At 63.1% G+C, this 16,115-nt stretch carries 18 protein-coding genes, 4 tRNA genes and 1 pseudogene; 11 read left to right on the top strand and 12 right to left on the bottom strand.

The window, feature by feature from the left end; genetic code table 11:
• The 5 genes and pseudogenes from WB785_RS22565 to WB785_RS22545 form a co-directional block, all read right to left on the bottom strand.
• Window positions 1-156, bottom strand: a pseudogene (locus WB785_RS22565) (oxidoreductase); the annotation flags it as partial.
• Between the two features lie 32 nt (window positions 157-188).
• A complete protein-coding gene (locus WB785_RS22560) occupies window positions 189-1,322 on the bottom strand; it encodes an acyl-CoA dehydrogenase family protein (RefSeq protein WP_424081997.1) in 1,134 nt (377 codons plus the stop codon).
• Window positions 1,323-1,360: 38 nt separating this feature from the next.
• The gene (locus WB785_RS22555) at window positions 1,361-1,729 is read right to left on the bottom strand and encodes a hypothetical protein (RefSeq protein ID WP_424081993.1); all 369 of its coding nucleotides are present in this window, start codon (window positions 1,727-1,729) and stop codon (window positions 1,361-1,363) included.
• 68 nt (window positions 1,730-1,797) lie between these two features.
• Window positions 1,798-3,453, bottom strand: a complete 1,656-nt coding sequence (locus WB785_RS22550; protein ID WP_424081990.1) for an NAD-dependent malic enzyme — start codon at window positions 3,451-3,453, stop codon at window positions 1,798-1,800.
• Between the two features lie 75 nt (window positions 3,454-3,528).
• Window positions 3,529-3,600: transfer RNA gene (locus WB785_RS22545), tRNA-Val, on the bottom strand.
• Window positions 3,601-3,771: 171 nt separating this feature from the next.
• On the opposite strand from WB785_RS22545, the gene WB785_RS22540 reads away from it, so the two are divergent.
• From WB785_RS22540 to WB785_RS22520, 5 genes are all read left to right on the top strand, one after another.
• Window positions 3,772-3,844, top strand: a tRNA-Gly gene (locus WB785_RS22540).
• Between the two features lie 27 nt (window positions 3,845-3,871).
• Window positions 3,872-3,945: transfer RNA gene (locus WB785_RS22535), tRNA-Cys, on the top strand.
• A 13-nt stretch (window positions 3,946-3,958) separates the two neighbouring features.
• A tRNA-Val gene (locus WB785_RS22530) sits at window positions 3,959-4,033 on the top strand.
• A 201-nt stretch (window positions 4,034-4,234) separates the two neighbouring features.
• Window positions 4,235-4,564, top strand: coding sequence for a DUF732 domain-containing protein (locus WB785_RS22525; RefSeq protein ID WP_424081989.1), 330 nt, complete (start codon window positions 4,235-4,237; stop codon window positions 4,562-4,564).
• Window positions 4,565-4,638: 74 nt separating this feature from the next.
• The gene (locus WB785_RS22520) at window positions 4,639-5,325 is read left to right on the top strand and encodes a hypothetical protein (protein WP_424081987.1); all 687 of its coding nucleotides are present in this window, start codon (window positions 4,639-4,641) and stop codon (window positions 5,323-5,325) included.
• A gap of 172 nt (window positions 5,326-5,497) precedes the next feature.
• Here the strand turns inward: WB785_RS22520 and WB785_RS22515 are convergent, their stop codons facing one another.
• On the bottom strand, window positions 5,498-6,190 hold the full coding sequence (locus WB785_RS22515) for a hypothetical protein (RefSeq protein WP_424081985.1): 693 nt from the start codon (window positions 6,188-6,190) through the stop codon (window positions 5,498-5,500).
• A gap of 3 nt (window positions 6,191-6,193) precedes the next feature.
• A complete protein-coding gene (locus WB785_RS22510) occupies window positions 6,194-6,505 on the bottom strand; it encodes a helix-turn-helix domain-containing protein (protein WP_424081983.1) in 312 nt (103 codons plus the stop codon).
• A gap of 271 nt (window positions 6,506-6,776) precedes the next feature.
• On the opposite strand from WB785_RS22510, the gene WB785_RS22505 reads away from it, so the two are divergent.
• Together WB785_RS22505 and WB785_RS22500 are read left to right on the top strand one after the other, a co-directional pair.
• Entirely contained in the window at window positions 6,777-7,016 is a 240-nt protein-coding gene (locus WB785_RS22505; protein ID WP_424081981.1) for a hypothetical protein, read from the top strand.
• A 239-nt stretch (window positions 7,017-7,255) separates the two neighbouring features.
• Complete coding sequence (locus WB785_RS22500) at window positions 7,256-8,143, top strand: HNH endonuclease family protein (protein ID WP_424081979.1); 888 nt, start codon at window positions 7,256-7,258, stop codon at window positions 8,141-8,143.
• 96 nt (window positions 8,144-8,239) lie between these two features.
• Here WB785_RS22500 and WB785_RS22495 read toward each other — a convergent pair whose 3' ends face one another.
• The 5 genes from WB785_RS22495 to fdxA form a co-directional block, all read right to left on the bottom strand.
• Window positions 8,240-8,725: a hemerythrin domain-containing protein gene (locus tag WB785_RS22495; protein WP_424081977.1), complete on the bottom strand. Its 486-nt coding sequence runs from the start codon at window positions 8,723-8,725 to the stop codon at window positions 8,240-8,242.
• Complete coding sequence (locus tag WB785_RS22490) at window positions 8,722-9,672, bottom strand: Rieske 2Fe-2S domain-containing protein (RefSeq protein ID WP_424081995.1); 951 nt, start codon at window positions 9,670-9,672, stop codon at window positions 8,722-8,724. The genes WB785_RS22495 and WB785_RS22490 overlap by 4 nt, the downstream gene beginning before the upstream one ends.
• Window positions 9,673-10,106: 434 nt before the next feature.
• Window positions 10,107-10,544, bottom strand: coding sequence for a hypothetical protein (locus WB785_RS22485; protein WP_424081975.1), 438 nt, complete (start codon window positions 10,542-10,544; stop codon window positions 10,107-10,109).
• Complete coding sequence (locus tag WB785_RS22480; RefSeq protein ID WP_424081973.1) at window positions 10,541-11,215, bottom strand: helix-turn-helix transcriptional regulator; 675 nt, start codon at window positions 11,213-11,215, stop codon at window positions 10,541-10,543. Before WB785_RS22480 ends, WB785_RS22485 begins: the two co-directional genes overlap by 4 nt.
• Entirely contained in the window at window positions 11,212-11,565 is a 354-nt protein-coding gene (fdxA, locus tag WB785_RS22475) for a ferredoxin (RefSeq protein ID WP_424081971.1), read from the bottom strand. Before fdxA ends, WB785_RS22480 begins: the two co-directional genes overlap by 4 nt.
• Window positions 11,566-11,681: 116 nt before the next feature.
• Between fdxA and WB785_RS22470 the strand changes: the two genes are divergently transcribed.
• From WB785_RS22470 to WB785_RS22455, 4 genes are all read left to right on the top strand, one after another.
• Window positions 11,682-13,469 carry a molybdopterin-dependent oxidoreductase gene (locus WB785_RS22470; RefSeq protein WP_424081969.1) on the top strand — a complete coding sequence of 596 codons (1,788 nt, stop codon included), beginning with the start codon at window positions 11,682-11,684 and terminating at the stop codon, window positions 13,467-13,469.
• 115 nt (window positions 13,470-13,584) lie between these two features.
• Window positions 13,585-14,187: a DUF2249 domain-containing protein gene (locus WB785_RS22465; RefSeq protein ID WP_424081967.1), complete on the top strand. Its 603-nt coding sequence runs from the start codon at window positions 13,585-13,587 to the stop codon at window positions 14,185-14,187.
• Window positions 14,188-14,198: 11 nt separating this feature from the next.
• Entirely contained in the window at window positions 14,199-15,014 is an 816-nt protein-coding gene (locus tag WB785_RS22460) for a methyltransferase domain-containing protein (RefSeq protein WP_424081965.1), read from the top strand.
• 51 nt (window positions 15,015-15,065) lie between these two features.
• The coding region (locus tag WB785_RS22455; RefSeq protein WP_424081963.1) for a cbb3-type cytochrome c oxidase subunit I at window positions 15,066-16,115 on the top strand (1,050 nt) is incomplete at its 3' end.

Here is a 16,115-nt window from a genome sequence, read left to right as displayed (position 1 = left end):
GCGGAAGTTAGGGCCGAGGTCGGGGGGCGCGGCCACGTCGGCGCCGACAACGCTGCCGCCTTCGGCCAGCAGGCGCTCGGCAGTGGCGAGCCCGATGCCCGACGCCACACCTGTTACGACGAACGTGCGGGAACGGGCGCGATCAGCGCTCACCATGACTGGTCCTCTCGAATTCGGTTGCCGCGCAGTCAGAGTCCGAATTGGTCGTCGATGATGCCGAGCCAAATCTGCGCGACGTCCATTGCCACCTTCTCGCTGATGAATGCGTGCTGGGTGCCGGTATAGATGTCACGGAATGCCCGCTCGAGTCGGCTGCCCTCGCGGATCGCGGTGGTGCCGGCCGCTAAATGCGCCCACTCGGCGCAGGCCCGTGCCGTGTCGGTGGCATACACCGCCGCCACCCGCATGTCGGCCCGCAAGCTGGGCGTCAGGTCGTTGCCCGCGTCGACCGCCGCCTCGGCGGTGGAGAACGCGTCGATCACCAGCAGCCGAGCTGCCCGCCAGGCGGCGACGTGATGAGCGAGTCCCTTTTGAAAGGTCTGACGGCTTGCCAGCGTCGCCATGTCGCTCATCCGCACCTTGGTGGCCGCGAGTTCCTCGACATCGTCGAGCATGCTCTTGGCCACCCCGAGCGCAAACGACGCATGCCCGGCAGCGGTGATGGGCATCAGCCCCATTCGGCTGGCCGCCGAGCTTCCGCGGAAAGGCTCACGGGTGAACAGCGGCATGGTCCGGCACTCGGGTACGAACACGTCCGCCACGTTGTAGTCGTAGGAACCAGTACCTTTGAGCCCCTGGACATGCCATCCGTCGGTGAAGGTGACCTCGTCCCGAGGCAGGAATGCGACCCGCATCTCCGGGATACCTTCACTGACCCAACGCATTTCACCGTTTTGCATCGGGAAAAACCCGGCGCCGATGTAAGCCGAGTGCCCGGTGCCCGAGCCGAAATTCCATGCACCGCTCAACCGATAGCCGCCATCGACAACCGTGCCCTGTCCGTTGGGGAAGTACTGGCCGCCGATGGTGACGTGGTTGTCGTTCCGGGTGAATATCTCGGCGAATCCCTCGTCGGGGAGATAAGTCGCAGCGACGAACGTTGAGGGTAGATTGGCGATGCCGATCCAGCCGAAAGAGCCGTCTTGCCAAGCCATTTCGATCCACGTTTCGATCATCTCGTGAAACGACGGTTCGACGCCGCCCGCCGCTGTCGGATTGAACGCAGACATCAGGCCGCTGGCCCACATCTCGTCGACGATCGGCGCGGAGAGCGTCCGTAAACGCTCGGATTCCGCGGCCTCAGCACGGACCAGGTCGCGCATTCCACGCGCCCGATTCACCACCTGATCGCGCACGCCCGTCACCGACGCCGCTCTTCCTCATCAGGATCGGGTGGCAGCACCATTGGATTAGCCGGCGGCCACGTCTTTACCTGTGCCTTTGCCGCTGCTTTCGCCTTCACCTGTGCTTTCCGCCGCGCCTCAAAGGTGTCGTCGTCATCGTCTTCGTCTTCGTTGGGTATGTCGTCGGTCTCGAAGACAACCTCGTACCACCGCTTGTTGGGCTGTACCCGCGTTTCGACGTCACCAGTTGGAGTCGCACGTTTGATCTGGACGTTCAGGTTCTCCAGGGTCGGGTCACGTCGGCAGATGAACGCTTCGAGCGCCTCCCCCAACGGACGTCCAGTGAGATTGATGTCTGCGAGCGCCCTGCCCTGATACATAGCCACGCCGCACATCTTGCACGGCAATCACGGAGGACGCATCCCTTTCCGGCGCTCGCTGAGTCCGTCAGCGCTCAAGCTGGCGCCGGAGAATAGGCCGGAATCCAGCGCACCTGCGCGATCCGCTCGCTGAGTTCCTCGCTGCTGCGTTTCGGGGCGACGCCATCCGCCACGGCCTGCGCAGCGACGGCCTGCGCGATGCCCACTGCCACGTCGGGCACGTCTGACCACGCGGGTAGTAGCGGCTGGTCGGGGTCGGCAAGCGCGGGCGACGCATCGCCCAAGGTCGCCGCGGCGACCCGCATCATCTCGTCGGTGACCCGGGTGGCCTGAGCCGCGGTCACCGCAAGCCCCATCGCGGGGAAGATGTAAACGTTATTGCATTGGGCCACTGGGTGTTCGACACCATCGCGTAGCAGCGGCGCGAACGGTGAGCCCGTCGCGATCAGCGCACGCCCGTCGGTCCAGTGGTCCAATTCGGCTGGGTGCGCCTCGGCCCGGCTTGTCGGGTTGGACAGCGGGAAGATGATCGGCCGCTCGGTCTTGCCGGCCATCTCTCGCACGATCTCTTCGGTGAAGGCACCGGCGGCGGTGGATAAGCCGAGTAGCACGCCGACGTCGACATTGTGCATGACATCGGCGAGCTGTGCCGGCCCCGACAGGCCCCAGCTCGCGACGCGACCGGCGGGTTGAGCGAATCCACGCTGTGCGTCGGACAGGTCCGTGCGATCGTCGGTGAGCAGGCCCACCACGTCGACGACCCAGATTCGTTCCGCCGCAGCTTGTTCAGACAATCCTTCGGTCACCATCTCCCGGCGAACCATGTCGAGCACTCCGATGCCGGCTGAGCCTGCACCGAGCATGACGACCTGCTGCTGCGACAGCGGGCGTCCGGCTACTTTGGCGGCGCCGTGCAGTGCGCCGAGCGTGACGGCGGCAGTGCCCTGAATGTCGTCGTTGAAGGTGAGCAGCTGGTCGCGGTAGCGGGCAAGGATGGGCTGCGCGTGCGCACTGGCGAAGTCTTCCCATTGCAGCAGCACATCGGGCAGTTGTTCGCGCACAGTAGCGACGAACCGGTCGATGAACGCGTAGTACGCGTCGTCGTCGATGCGCCGGTGGCGCCAACCTAGATAAAGCGGGTCTTCGAGGAGTTCGGCGTTGTCGGTGCCCACGTCGAGCACGATCGGCAGAGTGCGCGCGGGATCGATGCCGCCGATCAGGGTGTAGAGCGACAGCTTGCCGATCGGAATGCCCATCCCACCGATGCCCTGGTCGCCCAGACCCAGAATCCGCTGCCCATCGGTCACCACAATCACGTCGACGTCGTGCTGGGGCCGATTGCGCAGCACTTCGTCGAGACGGTCGCGGTCGGGATAGGAAACGAACAGTCCCCTTGGCCGCCGATAGATCTCGCCGAAACGCTGGCAGGCCTCACCGACGGTGGGGGTATAGACGATCGGCAGGGTTTCGGGGATGTGGTCGCGCAGTACACGGTAGAACAGGGTTTCGTTGCGGTCCTGCAATGCGCGGAGATAGATGTGTTTATCGAGATCGTCACGGCGAGTGGAAAATTCATGCCAACAGTGCGCGGCTTGCTCTTCCAGGGTCTTCACAGCGGTCGGCAGCAGTCCGAGCAGACCGTACTTGCGGCGTTCGGCCTGGGAAAACGCCGTGCCTTTGGTCGTCAAGGCGTCGAACAGAGCGGCCTGCCCCCGCTTTTCGTCAGGCATCGTCAGCATCCTTCGGTTGCCCTGATTGCTTAACGCTAACGCTGCACCAGCGACACCATGCCAGCGAGATGAGGGTGGTCCCGGCTGGGATCGAACCAGCGACCTTCCGCGTGTGAAGCGGACGCTCTCCCACTGAGCCACGGGACCGGCGCCGAGAGGCGAACGAGGTCGAAGGTTAGCACGCGCCGGCGGCTCGGCAGAACGTCCTACACAGCCCGGGGGATCGCGGCGCGCGGGACTTTACGAAAAATTTGTGCGGGCCCGCTCAGGTCGACTATCGTCGTGCTTCGCACCGGGCGACGATCTCGCCCGTTGCGCGCGGACGTAGCGCAGTTGGTAGCGCATCACCTTGCCAAGGTGAGGGTCGCGGGTTCGAATCCCGTCGTCCGCTCGAGGGTGCAAGTGGCATCAAACCTACGGTGGAGTGGCCGAGTGGTGAGGCAACGGCCTGCAAAGCCGTGCACACGGGTTCGATTCCCGTCTCCACCTCCAATTCTTTGACCGGGCGCGGTTAGCTCAGCGGGAGAGCGCTTCCCTGACACGGAAGAGGTCGCTGGTTCAATCCCAGTACCGCGCACCAGTAGTTTATGCACGTCAGAGGCGGTTTTTGCGCCTATTTGCGGGCACCGCTGCCAATACGCTGCCAAATGGCGCCCGCCTCTAATGGGCAAACCGCCCAGCGAGCAGGCTGCAACCCCTCTTTCCTTTCGGGTAATCCCCCTGCTCTGAGCAGAGCAACCGATTACGGTGAGCGCAGATCGGAGTTTCTTGGGGGTCGAAGGTGCTAAAAGCTTCCGCTGCCGGTTTAGCCGCCCTCGCCGCAGGCATCGTTCTCAGCGCTGTCACCAGGGTTCCGGCGTGGGCCGACCCCGACGCGGATGCGGCTTACCTGAACGCGCTCCACAGGCAGGGCATCCAACCTACTTCCGGCAGCGATGCATCGCTCATCGCGGCCGGGCACGAGATTTGCGAGCAACTCGCCGCCGGCTACAGCATGAACGCGGTGATGGCGCAGGGCGAAATCTATGCGGGGCACGGCATTACCGAGGACGACGTGAAAGTCATCGTCAGGAGCGCTGCCGCCGCCTACTGTCCGCAGTACATTCCGTGAAATCCCCAGCGGGACCAAGTGGCGAGCCGGCCGAGCAGCCCACCGAGGCGCAGGCGCAGGTTGTAATGCGCCCCATGACATACGCAACCGCCAGAGTCGGCTCGCGCCACTACTTTGCGAGCACCCACCTGTGGAACGCTCGGCACCTTGCGCGGCTGTGCCAGCAACGCGAGAGCGAGCTCGTCGCGCAAAACGCCTACGAGCCAGACATGGAGCAGCGGTCGCTCTGCGTGTCAACGCTCCAGGCATCGGTGGCGTTCCTAGAGGCGTTGGTAAACGAGGTATGGCAGGACGCCGCCGACACACCGGCCGATGAGGACAACCAGCGGCTCGCCGGCCTCTCCCGCCCCGAGGTGGCGAGGCTGCGGGAGCTATGGCGAGCCGAGGGTGTGGAGCGCAATTTGAGGCTCCTCGACAAGTACAGCGTTGCCCTCGTGGCCGCCGACAAGCCGCCGCTTGACAAGGGCCGCGAGCCGTATGGGAGCGTCAAGGTTGCCGTCCGGCTGCGTAACGCGCTGGTGCACTTCATACCCGAGCTGCAATGGCACGACGAGGAGCACGAGTTTGAGCAGGCGCTGCGGGGCAAGTTCACGGAGAATCCGCTACCGCTTGGCGACCCCTGGTATCCAAACAAAGCCTTAGGGGCCGGTTGCGCCCAGTGGGCATGGGAGAACTGTCGGGACTTCGCCAGCGAGTGGTGGCAGCAGATGGGTCTGCAACGCGACTTTCTCGTGGACTTCGCTAGCTGGCCAGAGCCATAGTGCACCGAGAAGTGCGGGCCTAGCGTCGGGTATTGGCGCCCTCGCCCGGCCAACCCATCTCAACCCGCGGCGCCTCGGAGAGCACAATGTGCTCCGCTTCCGCCAGCGGCCGAGCTGCGGTAGCCGCGGCCACGTCACCTCTGGCGGGCAACGAGGACGCATGACCTAAGTATTACCGGCGAAGGTCGGCGACCTTGGATCGCCAGGTGTACGAGGCTGCTATCGCGTAGCCAACCACCTCGGCGCGCACCATCAGCCATTGCAGCGGCTCGATCGCCAATACGAAAGCTATACCGCAGCAGGCACTTATGCCGACCGCGGCGAGGTATGCGGTGGCCGCTCGGCGCGACTGGGGATCGCGTCGCAGAATCAGTAACGCCTGACCGATATTCCAGATCAGGTAGTAACAGGCGACGCTCATGGTGAGCCAGTAGGCACGCAGCCAAGGGGTCGCATGGACAGCGACCGTGTCGATGACGTAGCCGTCAGCTATGTCCCCGGCTACGAAGATTGCGACCATGAGAGCGATGCCTATGGTGCAGGGCAGCTCGATCCGATACCGGACGAACCAACGGAACTGGGCGGGGTTCATGTCGAGCCGGCTGGCCACCAAGTAAAGCAAGGAGCCCATAGCGATCAGGACGCTGATGTGCCCGATGAGGTCTTCGAGGTTCCACAGGCCGGTGAAGGCGTGCAGCTTTGGGCTCAGCCAACGGGACACCCGGGGGGCCAGCAGCAGTACGTCGAGGGTTAGTAGCGCGACGGTTAGAGTGGCTGGCCTTTCCCAAGGGATGCTCCAGGCGTGGCGGACACTGCACAGTGCCAGCACGGCGATGACCAGAGTCACCGTGGCTATCAGCCCCACCCGCTATAGCCTGCGGTCGGGGCGCGCCTTCAGGTCGCCCAGCCGTATCGACTCATAGGTTCTCGACGCATCAGCCAGACGGCTGGTGTCGTCATGCCCGGCAAGCAGCTCATCCCAGGCCACGTCGAGAACAGTAACGATCCGCAGCAGCTCGTCGTAAGTGAACGGCACCTTGCCGTCCAGCTTGTTGGCGAGGGATGGCCGGCTGATGCCGGTCGCTTCAGCCAGTCGCTTCCGCGACAGCTTCTGGTCCCCCATGAGCATCCTGATGCGTCGCGCCAGCACATCGGGCGCTACCAAGCTGCGTGTGTCCATGCTGGTCACAGTAGGTGCGGATAGGCGCCTGATCAACCTCAGATCCATCAAATTAGCTTAATGCTTGTCAGACTGAAGGATTTCATGCATAATTCCCGGTTATGCAACATGTTGGAAACATTCGCGTCTAGAGAACTAGATGCAAGAAAAGAGCACAGAGCAAGTGCGGACGGCTTTTGCGGCCTGGCGCATTTCTGTTCCTGCAGGCCCTACATCGGACCTGCGCCGGCCACCTGACACCGATCGCCGGCGCCCGCAACCGCCCCGGCCTATGAACGCACGGGATCAGATTGCCAAGGCCGCGGCCGAGCACGGCTGGGACGCCACAATCGAAACCGAACTTGCCAACGAATACCGCAAGGGCGATTTCACGCTGTTCGTGTACTTCCACCCCGACGGGCGTCCGCAGGACGTTACCTATTTCCGCGGTGATATCGGGTTGGCGCATTTGGCGCCCGCAGACACCGCCGTCGACAGCGCGCTGCGTTGGTTGGCTGGGCAGAGGGCATGAGCCCGCCGACCGAGCCGCTACGCACTGCAGTTGTGTGGCCAGATAAAGGCGCGCCGGCAACGGTCTTTGTGCGTGATGTCGAGCTGACCCCCAGGATCACGGTATCTATTTCGGGCAAGCGTGGCCGCGCCGGCTTCGGCGGCCGCACCGTCGCAAACGTCAACTGGCGCCGACGACCGCGTAGCCGCGGCGGTCGAGCACGTTGTGGACGGGTCGGCTGAGTTGAATCAGGGACTCGAATGACACGGCGCCTGTTCGCTTTAGTCGCGGCTGCTGCGGTCGCCGCCGGGATCGCCCTCGCCGCACCGGGTAGGTCCGACGACAACGACAGCGACGCATTCACCACAGCAGCGGCAAAGCTGGAAACGCTGCCGATCAAAGGACGTGCGCCGAAAACGGGGTACAGCCGAGACGCTTTCGGGCAGGCATGGACCGACGATGTGCGTGTAGAAGGCGGACACAACGGTTGCGACACCCGCAATGACATCCTGCACCGCGACCTGACTGACATCACCGTGAAGCTGGGATCGCACGGATGTACCGTGCTGTCAGGCACACTTAACGACCCCTACACGGGCAAGGCAATTCCATTCACCCGCGGCGCCAAGACGTCCACAGCCGTTCAAATTGACCACGTTGTGGCACTCGGGGATGCCTGGCAGAAAGGCGCACACCAACTCGATCCGCAGACCCGCCAGGACTTCGCAAACGATCCGCGCAACCTGCAGGCCACCGATGGAAAGGCGAACGAGCAGAAGAAGGATGGCGACGCCGCGACGTGGCTGCCACCGAACAAGGCATACCGCTGCACGTATGTGTCCCGGCAGGTCGAAGTCAAAGCCGCATACCACCTGTGGGCAACCCCTGCCGAACACGACGCTATCGCCGGAGTGCTGACCGGCTGCGGTGCGACACCGCCCTCCGTTCCCCAGGCGGCTGGGCCGGCGCCGGTTGAACCCCCGCCGCCGCCCGCCACTTCGCCGGTTCCTGAGCCGGATCGCGCCCCAGGCACCGTCCATCCAGGCGCATTCTGTTCCCGCCCAGGCGCAACCGGTGTCTCGTCAACCGGTAAGCCGATGGTGTGCGGTCTGGCGAAGGACGGTCGACACCGTTGGGTTAGCCGATGACCACTAACGAACGCACCGACCTAACCTTCCTATCCGCTGGCACACGGTGCGCCGGCTGGCTATACCACCTGAATCGGCCGCTAGGCGGAACTGGGTCTACATTGCGCGCATCAGCGCCGCTCTGCCCTTTACCCTTAGCTTTTCGATCGTGGAGCTGCGTAGTTGCTCGATGCGCGCTGCCATCTCGGCGCCCAGCGCGTCGAGCTCATCGTCGCTGATCTCAACAGAGGCAGGGACTGGGATCATGTCGCGTTCTTCTTCGTCGGCATGTGCCTCCAAGACGAGCTTGAATGTTTCCCATTCGTGCTCGTACCCCAGCGCGGTGGGCGGCGTTCGCAACACTACGGCGAGTTGATCGATGACTTGGCGATGCTCGGCGTGGGCGATCGCAATCAATCTGCTGGCGGCAGCCAAGGCAGGGTAATAGATGTCATCCTCAATACGGAGATGAATGTCCAATTCAACGAGCATCTCATCGAGATAGGCCTGCCGTTCGGCCGTGCCAGCCGGTGTCGCACTTATTTTGCGGCCCAGGCTTTTCAGCGTTTTGTGATGGTCCTGCAACACCGAATACGCGTTCACTTCCCCACCGCCATGCCCACTTCGAGTGCATGCTGGGACGCGCCACGCACCTCGATCATCCCGTCGCGTACACGAGCTTCATAGTGCGGCAGCGAAGCCGCCGCCGGACCGCGCAGTACCTCCCCGGAGTCCACGTCGAACCGGGATCCATGCCATGGACACACGATTCGGCCGCGGTCGACCCAGCCGTCGGCCATCGGCGCGGCCAAATGTGGGCAGTATTCGCCAAACGCCGACACCTGCTGATCACCGGTGCGGCATACCACCAATCCGACGCCCTCAACCTCGACGCGCTGCGGCTTTCCGTCTTGCAACGACTCCAGCGCTAGCACCGATGTCCACTCTTTGCTGTGCAGCCGCTCTCCGGATCGGTCGATTCCGATGCCGGAATCAAAGACCAAAGCTCCGCCCAAATAGCTGCTGCCGGCGGTGATTCCGTATCCAACGGCGCTGAGCGCGATGCCTTGCAGATGGTGGCCACGATAACGTTCCCACCACGAAACCAGATAAAGACTCGTCGCAAAGAGATTCAGCACGCCGTGCACTAGTCCGATACGACGGTCTTCCTCATGGGTGTGCTGCCAATCGGTCACCCCGGTGACCGCGGAGCCGACATTGGCCAGGATTCCCAATCCCAGGGCACGCCGGGCGAACCGCGATGCGTCGATGAGTTCGGTAGCCGGCCGCCCTGGCAACACACTCAGCGCATCCAACGCCACCGTCGTCCCGATCGCTCCGCTGGTCAAGGATGCCAGAGGCGGGTGTACCGGATGGCCGAGCCATACGCCGTTGAGCGCGTTGACGACTCGATCCCGGGCACCCCCTAGCGCGTTGTACAAAAAGCTCAGTAGGTGCTCAAGCCGGTAACTCGGCCGATCAAGCCATCTCTGACGTCCGACAAAGTCCAGCACCCGCGACCCAAGCCTTTGGACCTGCCGTTCCGGCAACCGCTGGACCTTCAACACGCTTCCTCCTTCGATTCCAAGTCGCACATTATGTTTCGATCTGTGGACCACTGAACGGATACCGCCAGTGGACTGCTGGCAGTCGCACCCACTCGGCAATCACCACCACGACCGAGCTTGGGCTCAAGGCTAGGAACCGACGGTTTTCTACAAACGCCATTGTATAAACCTATCGTATGCTACGCGTCATCGGGAGAGGGTGTGGCTATGCAATGGAACACAATCGGGCGCAGGCGGAGTCGAATGGACTGCACCGAATCTGGACTGATCGACAGGGTGGCGCGGCGGGCACTCACTCCAAAGCGACTGTCAGCCCTTATGAGTCAGCGCTTGCAACGATGGTGCCCCGTCGTGGAGAGTTCGGTGGCCAGCTGGACCAGATCAGTATCCGGATGGGCGAATTGTTCAGCGTGCAATCAAGTTTGAGTGGGACCGAGTAGTAGAAGAATCCCGGCAACTATCAACGCGATCACCTTGATTGCTTCCAGGCCAACATATGCGTAGTGACCGCGGGAGCGGGGCGCGTTAAGGCCGGCGAGCACCTTGTCAGAACGACGGTTCAAGAACGGTCGCACGGCGATTAGCTGGGTGGCGAGCATGGCGAACGCGATGAGGAATACCGCGATGACGCTGGCCGGCGGCACGCTGGCCAAAATGATCGCCGCGATGACGATGGAGAACACGACTTCGATGCTGTTGAGCGCCCGGAAGACCAGGCGCCCGATCCCGAGACCGACCTGCCGCGTGACATTAGGGGCGCGGAACTTCAACGGCGCTTCGAGAAACGAGATCGCTAGCACCATTCCCAGCCACACGAAGGTGAGGGCGCCGGCGATCGCCGCTTCGGTGCTCACCTGGCGGTTCCTTTCCGCGTGAGGTGGGCCAGACACAGATCCGGTTCGACGAACGCATCTAGTCGATCGACGGCGACCGGTGCCGCCGAGTTTTCCAGAACTCCTTGCATGAGGCCCAGGTGGATCGGGCAGACGACATCGGTTCGGGTCTCGGCGAGTTCGAGGAATGGGCAGTGCCGCAAGCCAATCTGATGTTTTCCACCGGATTTGCGGCGTTCGGGCGCGAATCCGAGCTCGTCGAGCACGCCAATGAGGTGGTCGATCGATTTCTTTGCGCTTATCTTCTTACCTTGTGGCGCCAGCGATTCCAACCGCCGCCCCCACGCCCGGCCGGCGGCCAGTGCCTTGGCTCGTGGATTGCGGCCGTCGGCAAGGCTCGCCGCGAGGATCTCGGCGAGAAGCCTGTAGTGGCGCGGCCCACCGGGATCCATCCGCCGGACAACGCGGAACATCGACGGCGGGCGACCCGGACGTTTGCCTTCCGGCTGGACTTGCTCAACCCGGCCGTCGCTGACCAATGTGTCCAAATGGAAGCGGACGGTGTTCGGATGCACGCCCAGCTCATCGGCGATCGCGGTGACGCCCATAGGGCCGGGCGCTGCCCTCAGCACCCGTAGCACATCACGGCGGCGACCCGGGGACTTCTCGGATGACCTGACGATAGCGCTCACGCTCCCTGGAGATTCTGCTTGGGCAGGCTGGCAACCAGCGGTGTGTCGACGCCGAGCGGACCGATTTTGGCGGCTCCGCCCGGCGACCCTAGCGGCTCGTCGCGACCAGGCAGGGCTTCGAAAAAGAACGCTGCATTGTCCGGTTGATAGGGCTGCAACTCTTCGGGCAGGTCGTCTTCGTAGTAGATCGCTTCAACGGGGCAGACAGGTTCGCAGGCTCCGCAGTCCACGCATTCGTCGGGATGGATGTAGAGCGCGCGCACGCCCTCATAGATGCAATCCACCGGGCACTCCTCGACGCAGGCCCGGTCCATCACATCCACACACGGCTTCCCGATCACGTATGTCATGCCGTAGAGTTTACACAATAGCGATTGTACAAACTAGGTGGGTGTGAGCTCCGATGACTGACAACGAATCCGAAGTCCAACACTCCCAGGGCCAAAGTCGCGACGTAGGAAGACAGATGGACTCGCCGGAAGCCTCCGTAGCTAGTGCTGTGCACCACGGCGAAGACCGCGATGGGCACGGGGCTGTGGGCTACCGCACCGAGCTGCGCCTTGCTGAGGACATCGTCAACCCCGAGACCTGGGCCGGTGGGTTAGAAGACAAGCGGGCGATCGCGCCGCGACTGCGCGTCAGTCGTGAGAAGTGGTTCAACCTGCTGTGGCTGATTCCTATAGGGTTCGCCCTGCTGGTCGCCGCGGTGGCGGTAGGCAAAGGCCTGCACAACATTTCGGCGGTGCAGGCATTCATCCAACGTTATCCCGGTACCCATGCGCCTTCCGGGGTCAGCCCGGGCATCCCCGGCTGGGTGGGCTGGACGCACTTTTTCAACCTGTTCTTGATGATGTTCATCATCCGGTCCGGGATTCAGATCCTGTGCGACCATCCGCGGCTCTACTTCAGTCGCAACGCCACGCCCGGCAAGGACGAGTGGCTCCGGGTGGCCAAGCCGGTGCCGGACGACCCGCTGTGGACAGCCAAGGACGATTCGGTTTCGCTGCCCGGCCTGGTGGGATTGCCGGGGATCCGCCATTCCATTGGACTGGCGCGGTGGTGGCATCTCGGCGTTGACGTCTTGTGGCTGCTCAACGGCGCGCTCTTCTACGTGCTCTTGTTCGCTACCGGGCAATGGCGTCACATCGTTCCGACTAGCTGGGACGTGTTTCCCAACGCGGTATCTGTGGGCATTCAGTATCTTTCCCTGGACTGGCCGACCGACAGCACGTGGGTGGCTTACAACGGCATGCAGTTGCTGGCGTACTTCACCACCGTCTTCATCGCCGCACCGCTCGCGGTCATTAGCGGGCTCGGGATGTCGCCGGCGCTATCGATGCGCCTCACCGTGATCAGTAAGCGCTTGAGCATCCAGGCCGCACGCTCGCTGCATTTCCTGGTGCTGGTCTATTTCCTGTTCTTCATCGTTGTCCACGTCACGCTGGTCTTCGCCACCGAAGCGTTGCGCAACCTCAACCACATGTTCGCCGCCCGCGACGACAACAGCTGGGTCGGATTCGGGATCTTCGCCGCGGCCATGGTGGTGGTGGCTGTCGGCTGGGTGGCCGCCACCCCGTTCACCCATCGGCACCCGCGGGTGGTGCAACGGGTCGGCTACGCGCTCATCGGGCCGTTGCAGCGGCTGTTCGAGTACACCAATCCGAAGCCGGGCGCGTTCACCGAAAAGGACATCTCGCCGTACTTCTGGCACAACGGCACCTACCCGGAAACCGTTGAGTACAAAGAGTTGGAGAAGAACAACTTTGTGGATTGGCGACTACGGATCTACGGCCTCGTCGAGCACCCGACCGAGTTCTCGCTCGCCGACCTGCATGATCTCCCCTACCACGAACAGATCACCCAGCACTTCTGCATCCAGGGCTGGTCGGGTGTCGCCAAATGGGGTGGCGTGTCGATGCAGACCATCATGGACATCGTCAAACCGCTGCCCGAGGCCAAATGGGTGGTGTTCTACTCCCTCGGCCCCGGCGCCGACGGCGGAATCTACTACGTCGCGCACCCGATCGAGCAGATGAGCAACCATCTGACCATGCTGGCCTACGACATGAACGGCGAACCCGTGAGCTACGGCCACGGGGCGCCGCTGCGGCTGCGCAATGAATTGCAGCACGGCTTCCGGCATGTCAAGTGGCTCAAGGGCATTGAATTCGTCGCGCACTACGCCGAGCTCGGCAGCGGCTACGGCGGTTACAACGAAGACCACGAATTCTTCGGGCGCCACCAGACCATCTAGTGCGCGTAAAACAACTTCTGCCATGGCGAGATAGCGAAGGCTTCCCTATTGCGCGCTCATGCGGTAACGTTTGTACAAGTCACACTTGTAAAAACTCGCGGAGGTGCGAAACCCCATGGCCGACACCGAACTCGACGTGCGACAGCTGCGCAAGCCCGACAAGCACCCGACGATCTTCGCCGCCTATGCCGACCTGCCGGTCGGGGGATCGTTCGTTCTGGTCAACAACCATGACCCGAAGCACCTCCATGAGGAATTCGAGGCCGATTACGTCGACAGCTATGGCTGGGAGTATGTCGAGAAAGGCCCGACGGTCTGGCGGATCCGGATCAGCAAACTCACCACCACCCCGTTGCCGCGGGTGCTGGCGAACACCACCGATATCGCGCGCGCGGACGTGGAATCGGACGTGGCCGGGGTGGCGTGGAAACTGGACGTCCGCGAACGCGATCTGGACTCGAATGTCATCGCGCTGGCGCCCAATGACGGAATCGACACACACACCGGGGCCGACGTCGACGTCTTGATTCACGTGCTGTCCGGCAGCGGTCGGTTGACTACTGAAGAGGGCACGATTGAGTTGTTTCCCGGTGTCCTGCTCTGGCTACCACGTCGGTCACGGCGACAATTCACCGCTGGCCCAGACGGACTGCGTTACCTGACCGTTCACCAAAAGCGAGAAATCCTCCCGCTTTCTCCGACCGTGCGCCAAGTCTGATGAGCAGGGCCATGCACGCCAGTCGGACGGCGAAGCTGCCGCGCGCGAGCCGCGCTGACGACGCAGTGCAAGGGCACTGGCTACTCGCGCGGCTGGGCAAGCGGGTGCTGCGCCCCGGCGGGGTCGGACTTACCCGCACACTGCTGGCCGCCGCGAATGTCACCGACGCCGACGTGCTTGAGCTGGCCCCGGGTCTCGGCCGCACCGCCACCGAGATCCTCGCCCGCCGTCCCCGGTCATACCTCGGCACCGAGCAAGACCCCGACGCCGCGCAGTCGGTCCGTAACGTCGTCAATGGACGGGGGGAGATCCGGGTAGCCAACGCGACCACGACTGGACTGCCCGATGCCAGCAGAGATGTCGTTATCGGTGAAGCGATGCTGACAATGCAAAGCGATCCGGCCAAGCACGCCATCGTGGCCGAGGCGTCGCGGGTGCTGCGCCCGGACGGACGCTACGCCATCCACGAACTCGCGTTGACACCCGACACCACCTCCGATGAGGTCAAGACCGATGTCCAGCAATCGCTTTCCCGAGCGATCAAAGTTAACGCCCGCCCCCTGACGGTTGCCGAGTGGACACGACTGCTGGCGGATCACGGTCTGGTCGTCGACCATGTCGCGACCGCCCCAATGGCGCTGTTACAACCGCGACGCTTGATAGCCGACGAAGGCCCCCTGGGAGCGCTGAGGTTTGCGAAAAATCTGTTGAGCCATCGCGACGCCCGTCGGCGCGTGGTTGAGATGCGTCGCACCTTCAGCCGATACCGCGAAGGGTTGACCGCCGTCGCGATCGTCGCCCGCAAACCCACCGCCGACGGCGGCTGAGGCCCAGAGGCAGCCCACGACAAGCCAAATCACGAATAGTGGGAGGACTTGATGGCGACCGGAGTGGCTCCGCGAGACTTGGTGGCGCATCGGCCGTTTCCTGCCCGGCTGGGGCCGAAAGGCACCCTGGTCTACAAGCTGGTGACGACCACGGATCACAAATTGATCGGGATCATGTACGTGGTCACCTGTTTCGCGTTCTTTTTCACCGGCGGGTTGATGGCGCTGTTCATGCGCGCCGAGCTGACCGCGCCGGGACTGCAGTTCTTGTCCAACGAGCAGTACAACCAGTTGTTCACCATGCACGGCACGATCATGCTGCTGTTCTATGCCACGCCAATCGTGTTCGGTTTCGCCAACCTGGTGCTGCCGCTGCAGATCGGCGCGCCCGACGTGGCCTTCCCGCGGCTGAACGCATTCTCCTACTGGCTGTTTCTGTTCGGCGGGCTGATCGCGATCTCGGGGTTCATCACCCCCGGGGGGGCGGCCGATTTCGGGTGGACTGCCTACACCCCCCTCTCCAGTGCCGTTCACGCACCTGGTGTGGGCGGGGACCTATGGATCATGGGCCTGGCGGTGGGCGGCCTGGGTACCATTTTGGGTGCGGTCAACATGATCACCACCGTGGTCTGCATGCGCGCTCCCGGGATGACGATGTTCCGGATGCCGATCTTCACCTGGAACATCCTGATCACGTCCATCATGGCCCTGATGGTCTTCCCCCTGCTAACCGCGGCCTTGTTCGGGTTAGCCGCTGACCGCCACCTGGGCGCCCACATCTATGACCCGGCCAACGGCGGAGTACTGTTGTGGCAGCACCTGTTCTGGTTCTTCGGCCACCCCGAGGTCTACATCGTGGCGCTGCCGTTCTTCGGCATCATCACCGAGATCATTCCGGTGTTCGCCCGCAAACCGATATTCGGATACACCACAATGATCTACGCCACGATGACCATCGCCGGACTCTCAACTGCGGTGTGGGCGCACCACATGTTCGCCACCGGCGCCGTCCTGCTGCCGTTCTTCTCGTTCATGTCCTACCTGATCGCGATACCGACCGGGATCAAATTCTTCAACTGGATCGGCACGATGTGGAAGGGG

Source organism: Mycobacterium sp., assembly GCF_049585075.1.
GTDB lineage: Bacteria > Actinomycetota > Actinomycetes > Mycobacteriales > Mycobacteriaceae > Mycobacterium.
The sequence above is the reverse complement of the archived record's forward strand: the minus strand, read 5'-3'. Positions and strand labels throughout refer to the sequence as shown.

Bases quoted from the DNA above. Each gene is read 5' to 3' on its own strand.
- WB785_RS22510 (WP_424081983.1), bottom strand. From the start codon at position 6,505: ATGGACACACGCAGCTTGGTAGCGCCCGATGTGCTGGCGCGACGCATC.
- WB785_RS22505 (WP_424081981.1), top strand. From the start codon at position 6,777: ATGAACGCACGGGATCAGATTGCCAAGGCCGCGGCCGAGCACGGCTGG.
- WB785_RS22520 (WP_424081987.1), top strand. From the start codon at position 4,639: ATGACATACGCAACCGCCAGAGTCGGCTCGCGCCACTACTTTGCGAGC.
- WB785_RS22465 (WP_424081967.1), top strand. From the start codon at position 13,585: ATGGCCGACACCGAACTCGACGTGCGACAGCTGCGCAAGCCCGACAAG.
- WB785_RS22470 (WP_424081969.1), top strand. From the start codon at position 11,682: ATGGACTCGCCGGAAGCCTCCGTAGCTAGTGCTGTGCACCACGGCGAA.
- WB785_RS22550 (WP_424081990.1), bottom strand. From the start codon at position 3,453: ATGCCTGACGAAAAGCGGGGGCAGGCCGCTCTGTTCGACGCCTTGACG.
- WB785_RS22500 (WP_424081979.1), top strand. From the start codon at position 7,256: ATGACACGGCGCCTGTTCGCTTTAGTCGCGGCTGCTGCGGTCGCCGCC.
- WB785_RS22560 (WP_424081997.1), bottom strand. From the start codon at position 1,322: ATGCGCGACCTGGTCCGTGCTGAGGCCGCGGAATCCGAGCGTTTACGG.
- fdxA (WP_424081971.1), bottom strand. From the start codon at position 11,565: ATGACATACGTGATCGGGAAGCCGTGTGTGGATGTGATGGACCGGGCC.
- WB785_RS22460 (WP_424081965.1), top strand. From the start codon at position 14,199: ATGCACGCCAGTCGGACGGCGAAGCTGCCGCGCGCGAGCCGCGCTGAC.